Below are 5,070 nucleotides of genomic sequence, written 5' to 3'. Positions count from 1 at the left end.
CCAGGAGGTGCCCGCGGTGGCCCTGGCCTCCGGCCTGCCCCCGGCGACGCTGCTCGAGTCGGCCGCCGGCGCGCCCTAGGACCAGCGGATCGGGTTCCGGCCGAACTCCCCGATCGGGTTCTACTCGCTCGCCGACCTCGCGGACTGATCGTCCCGGGCGACGTCCGTGGCGGCACTCGCCGTCGTCCCCACCGCCACCGGCGCCGTCGTCCCCCGGGGGATCACGTGCGTCGGCAGGACTATGTGGCGTTCATGGTCGCCGTCCGCGTCGTCGATGAGCTTCAGGGCCAGGTCACCGGCCAGCCGGCCCATCTCCGACGGGGACTGCGCCACCGTCGACAGGTCGAACCAGTGCGCCAGGGGCTGGTCGTCGAAGCCCAGGACGGAGACGCGTTCGGGCACCGCGATCTGTGTCCTGCGGAGGTTCCAGATGAGGGCGACCGCGACCTCGTCCTGTTCGGCGAAGACGGCGGTGGGCGGCTCGCGCAGGCTGAGCAGGGCGCCGAGGGACTCGGCGGCCGCGCGCTTGCTGCCGACCCGCGTGGACACCACCAGGTCGTCGTCGAGCGGCACGCCCGCCTCGGTGAGGGCCTGCTGGTAGCCCAGCAGCCGCTCGTTGGAGCTGAAGGCGAAGCCGCTCGCGCCCTCGGTCGGGACGAAGGCGATGCGGCGGTGGCCGAGGTTGAGCAGGTGCCGGGTGCCGTGCAGGGCGCCGGCGACGTCGTCGACGTAGACGCTCGGGCGTCCCTCGACGTGCTGGCTGATGTAGATCACCGGCATACCGAGGTCGTCCAGCCGGGCCGTCTCCTCGTCGGTGAGGTCGAAGGAGAACACCAGGAGCGCGTCGGCGTTGCGGCGGGCCGGGAGGTGCTCGAAGAACGCCGTGCGCTCGGCCAGGTCCGGGATCTCGTAGACGTTCAGCTGCAGGCCCGCCGCCCGCAGCAGCGGGGCGAGGCTGGACAGGGCGGATCCCATGAACCACGAGTTGAGCGTCGGGACCATCACCGCGACCGTGCCGGTCCTGCCCGTGACCAGGCTCGCCGCCTGCCGTGACACCGCGAAGTTGAGCTCGCGCGCCGCCTTCTCGACCCGGGCGCGCACCTCCGGCGAGACCGTGGACAGACCGCGCAGCGTGCGGGAGACGGTCGAGGTGGAGACCCCGGCCCGCTCGGCGACGTCGGCCATGGTGGGGAGCCGTTGCTGGGCTGGAGGCATGAGCCGGACGTTAGCACAGCGACGCACTCCGTCACCCCGTGTTGTGACAGCGCTTTCACGAGTCGGAGGCCCGACCCGTCAGCCCATTACCCGCAGGTAACGCATTGACTTCACCCCAGCACGCCCCTAGCTTGCAAGCGTTGTCCCGGCGGTCTCGAAGGCCTCCCCCCGAGGATCCGCTCATACCCTTCTGACCTGCGGATTGACTCGCAAAGTTTCGTGACAACGCAGTCTCACCAGCCCTGAACCCGGTTCCGTACGACCAGGAGAGACAGTGACGACCAGAACCACCAGCACAGCAGCCGCGATCGCCGCCGCCGGGCTCCTCCTCACCGCCTGCGGCTCCTCCGACGGCACCTCCGGCCAGGCCGGGACCCCGTCGTTCGAGGGGCGCGGCCCCATCACGTACGTGGCCGGCAAGGACACCACCGGCACCGTCCAGCCGATGCTCGACCGCTGGAACGCGGCGCACCCGAAGGAGAAGGTCACCTTCATCCAGTTGCCGACCGACGCGGACGCCCAGCGCCAGCAGATGATCCAGAACGCGGAGACGAAGTCCGACGCCTACACGGTGCTGTCCCTCGACGTCGTGTGGACCTCGGAGTTCGCCGCCCACCAATGGATCGACCGGCTGCCCGAGAAGCGGTTCCCGCTGGGGAAGATGCTGAAGCCGGTGGTGGAGACCTCGCGGTACCGGGGCGGGCTGTACGCGGTGCCGGCCAGTTCGGACGGCGGCATGCTCTACTACCGCACCGATCTGCTGAAGAAGGCCGGCGTCGGCCAACCCCCCACGACCTGGGCGCAGATGACCGCCGCCTGCGCCAAGGTGAAGAAGCTGCCCGAGGCCGAGAACATGTCCTGCTACGCGGGGCAGTTCCAGAAGTACGAGGGCCTGACGGTGAACTTCGCCGAGGCGGTGAACTCGGCGGGCGGCAACGTCACCGACACCCGCGGCGAGCCCGACGTCGACACCCCCGAGGCCCGCGAGGGCCTGGACTTCCTGGCCCGTTCCTTCAAGGACGGGACGATCCCGAAGAAGGCCATCACCTACCAGGAGGAGGACGGGCGGCAGGCCTTCCAGTCCGGCAAGCTGGTCTTCCTGCGCAACTGGCCGTACGTGTACTCCCTGGCCCAGAAGAGCGGCATCAAGGGCAAGTTCGAGGTCGCGCCCCTGCCCGGCCTGAACGGGCCCGGCTCCTCCAGCCTCGGCGGCCACAACATGGCGGTGTCCTCGTGGGCGAAGAACAAGGCGTCGGCCCTGGACTTCATCGAGTTCATGACGAGCGAGAAGAACACACGGACCCTGCTGGAGGAGGCCTCCCTCGCCCCGCCGTACGCCTCGCTCTACGACGATCGGGCACTCATCGGGCAGTACCCGTACCTGCCGGTGCTCAAGGAGTCCATCGTGCGGGCCGTCCCACGCCCGCGGGTGGTGCCGTACGGCGATGTCACCGCGGCGGTCCAGCGGGAGGCCTACGCCGTCCTGAACGGGGACAAGAACAGCGCGCAGGCACTGCGGGATCTGCAGAAGGAACTGCGCAAGGCCGTGGCGCAGTGAAGGCCGGGGTCATGACCGAGCCGGTCGCACAGGCCGAGGCCCCTGCGGGCGTTCGGCCGCCGGTGCGGCGGGGCCGGGCGACGGCCGGTTCGGGCCGGCTGGCGGCGCTGCTCGTGTCCCCCACACTCCTCGTGCTGACGGTCGTCGTGCTCTACCCGACCCTCATGGCGCTCAAGGAGTCGCTGTACGGACCGAGAGGGCTGGACCCGGCGACCGGGTTCATCAGCGACACCGAGCCGTTCGTCGGGCTGCGGAACTACGCCGAGATCTTCGGCGAGGCCGGGGCGCGCTTCTGGAACGCCTTCTGGAACACCACGTTCTTCACCGTCGTCACCGTCGGCATGGAGACCGTGATCGGGGTGGCCATGGCGCTGATCATGCACCGGGCGTTCAAGGGCCGCGCGCTGGTGCGGGCCGGGATCCTGGTGCCCTGGGCGGTGCCGACGGCCATCTCCGGGCTGCTGTGGCGATGGATCTTCAACAGCGACGGCGTCGCCAACGCGCTGCTCGGGCAGCAGATCCTGTGGACCACCGAGGGCTTCCACGCCAAGGTCGCCGTCATCGTCGCCGAGGTGTGGAAGACCGCGCCCTTCATCGGGCTGCTGGTGCTGGCAGGGCTCCAGGTGATCCCCAAGGAGGTCTACGAGGCGGCCCGCATGGACGGGGCCCGGCCGGTGCGGCAGTTCTGGCACATCACCCTGCCGCTGGTGAAACCGGCGCTGCTGGTGGCGGTGCTGTTCCGCTGCATGGACGCGCTGCGGATGTTCGACCTGCCCTACATCCTCGTCGGCGCGCAGAAGCACTCGGTGGAGACGCTGTCGATGCTCGCGCAGAACGAGGCGTCCAACGTCCGCTTCGGACCGGCCTCCGCCTACGCGGTGATCCTCTTCCTCTACGTGTTCCTGATCGCGCTCGCCTTCGTCCGGCTGCTCGGGGCCGATCTCGTCGGAGGCGGGCCCGGGGGAAGGCGCCGTCGCAAGGAGGTGGCGGCATGACACTCACGGTCAACTGGCGTCGGTGGCTGTCGTATACGGGGATCGCCGCGGTCGTGGCGTACTGTCTGGCTCCCTTCTACTGGATGCTGGTCTCCAGTCTGCGCCGCACGAGCGACATCTTCGACACCTCGCTCCTCCCGTCCCCGCTGTCCCTCGAGAACTACCGGGCCGTGTTCGACCCGGTGCAGGGCTTCGGGCGGGCGCTGCTCAACAGCCTGATCGTCGCCGGGATCACGACCGTCCTGGCGCTGGTGCTGGCCACTTTCACCGCGTACGCGATGGCCCGGCTGGAGTTCCGCGGCAAGCGGCTGATCCTGACACTGATCATCGCCACCTCGATGTTCCCGGTGGTGTCGATCGTGGTGCCGCTGCTGAAGCTGTTCACGGACATCGGCTGGATCAACACCTACCAGTCGATGATCGTGCCGAGCATGTCCTTCGCGCTGCCGCTGGCGGTGTGGAACCTGACCACGTTCTTCCGGCAGATGCCGGACGAGCTGGAGCACGCCGCGATGGTCGACGGCTGCACCCGTGGCCAGGCCTTCCGCAAGGTGATCGTGCCGCTGGCCGCGCCGGGCATCTTCACCACGGCGATCATCACGTTCATCGCCGCCTGGAACGAGTTCCTCATCGCCCTGTCGATGACCAACAAGCCCGGCATGCAGACCGCCACGGTCGCCATCTCCAAGTTCACCGGCGCGACGACCTACGAGACGCCGTTCGGCAGCCAGATGGCCGCCGGTGTTCTGGTCACCGTCCCGCTGGTGGTCATGGTGCTGCTCTTCCAGCGCCGGATCGTCGCCGGACTCACCGCCGGCGCCGCCAAGTAGCCCCGCCTCGGCGCATTCTCGCCCGCTTCACTTCGTCCGCTTCACAAGGAGCCAAGTGTCCCCCACCGCACCCTGGTGGCGCAGCGCCGTCATCTACCAGGTCTACATCCGCAGCTTCGCCGACGGGAACGGCGATGGTGTCGGCGACATCGCCGGCATCCGCTCCCGCCTGCCGTATCTGAAGTCGCTGGGCGTGGACGCCATCTGGATCAACCCCTGGTACAGGTCGCCGATGGCCGACCACGGATACGACGTGGCCGACTTCCGGGATATCGACCCGCTGTTCGGCACCCTCGCCGACGCCGAGCGGCTCATCGAGGAAGCGCACGAGCTGGGGATCCGCGTGATCCCCGACATCGTGCCGAACCACACCTCCGACCGGCACGCCTGGTTCCGGGCGGCGCTGGCGGCCGGCCCCGGCAGCCCGGAACGCGAGCGCTACGTCTTCCGCGCCGGCCGCGGACCCGACGGG

General features: G+C 69.3%; 5 protein-coding genes. 4 read left to right on the top strand and 1 reads right to left on the bottom strand.

Features of this window, described 5'->3' with window-relative positions; translation table 11 throughout:
* Positions 1 to 120 precede the first annotated feature (120 nt).
* Entirely contained in the window at positions 121 to 1,185 is a 1,065-nt protein-coding gene (locus ABZ281_RS37415) for a LacI family DNA-binding transcriptional regulator (RefSeq protein ID WP_356662492.1), read from the bottom strand.
* A gap of 304 nt (positions 1,186 to 1,489) precedes the next feature.
* Between ABZ281_RS37415 and ABZ281_RS37410 the strand changes: the two genes are divergently transcribed.
* The 4 genes from ABZ281_RS37410 to ABZ281_RS37395 form a co-directional block, all read left to right on the top strand.
* Positions 1,490 to 2,773, top strand: a complete 1,284-nt coding sequence (locus tag ABZ281_RS37410; RefSeq protein ID WP_356662491.1) for an ABC transporter substrate-binding protein — start codon at positions 1,490 to 1,492, stop codon at positions 2,771 to 2,773.
* A gap of 11 nt (positions 2,774 to 2,784) precedes the next feature.
* Positions 2,785 to 3,768 (top strand): sugar ABC transporter permease, encoded by a 984-nt coding sequence (locus tag ABZ281_RS37405; RefSeq protein ID WP_356662490.1) that lies wholly within the window; start codon positions 2,785 to 2,787, stop codon positions 3,766 to 3,768.
* Complete coding sequence (locus tag ABZ281_RS37400; protein ID WP_356662489.1) at positions 3,765 to 4,598, top strand: carbohydrate ABC transporter permease; 834 nt, start codon at positions 3,765 to 3,767, stop codon at positions 4,596 to 4,598. The genes ABZ281_RS37405 and ABZ281_RS37400 overlap by 4 nt, the downstream gene beginning before the upstream one ends.
* 55 nt (positions 4,599 to 4,653) lie before the next feature.
* Positions 4,654 to 5,070 (top strand): alpha-amylase family glycosyl hydrolase (locus tag ABZ281_RS37395; RefSeq protein WP_356662488.1); only part of this gene is annotated, 417 nt, incomplete at its 3' end.

Origin of the sequence: Streptomyces sp. NPDC006265, from assembly GCF_040613555.1 — a bacterium.
Lineage (GTDB): Bacteria > Actinomycetota > Actinomycetes > Streptomycetales > Streptomycetaceae > Streptomyces.
The sequence above is the reverse complement of the archived record's forward strand: the minus strand, read 5'-3'. Positions and strand labels throughout refer to the sequence as shown.

Excerpts from the sequence above, each read along its gene's own strand:
- ABZ281_RS37415 (WP_356662492.1), bottom strand. The coding sequence starts at position 1,185 with ATGGCCGACGTCGCCGAGCGGGCCGGGGTCTCCACCTCGACCGTCTCC.
- ABZ281_RS37405 (WP_356662490.1), top strand. The coding sequence starts at position 2,785 with ATGACCGAGCCGGTCGCACAGGCCGAGGCCCCTGCGGGCGTTCGGCCG.
- ABZ281_RS37400 (WP_356662489.1), top strand. The coding sequence starts at position 3,765 with ATGACACTCACGGTCAACTGGCGTCGGTGGCTGTCGTATACGGGGATC.